The organism is Pedobacter sp. UBA4863 (assembly GCF_002399615.1).
Taxonomy (GTDB): Bacteria; Bacteroidota; Bacteroidia; order Sphingobacteriales; family Sphingobacteriaceae; genus Pedobacter.
This window is the reverse complement of record NZ_DHDZ01000033.1, coordinates 213,069-213,412: the sequence shown is the minus strand read 5'-3', so window position 1 is coordinate 213,412 and position 344 is coordinate 213,069. Positions and strand designations below refer to the sequence as shown.

General features: G+C 39.8%; 1 pseudogene. It reads right to left on the bottom strand.

Annotated elements, in window-relative coordinates:
- Nucleotides 1-344: pseudogene (locus B3I52_RS07730) on the bottom strand (aspartate kinase); the annotation flags it as partial.

The window sequence follows — 344 nt, the reverse complement described above, 5'->3', positions numbered from 1 at the left end:
ATCTTTCCAAATGGTCATTTTCTCTGCGTCTAAGGCAGCGCTAAAAATGGCGGCAGAATAATCAGAGCCTTCTCTGCCTAAGGTAGCCGTAAAATTTTCGCTAGTGGCACCTATAAATCCTTGGGTTAATACCACGCCTTGCGCTAAATAAGTAGGCAAATGTTTTTGTATCTCTTTGGTGGTTTTATCCCATTGTACATTGGCTTCGCGGTAATTGTTATCTGTTTGTATATAATTACGGGCATCTTGCCAAACACAAAAAGTACCTTGCTGGTTAAGATAAGCAGCTATAATTTTAGACGAAACTAGTTCGCCTACAGCTACAATTTGGTCGTAAAGGTAAT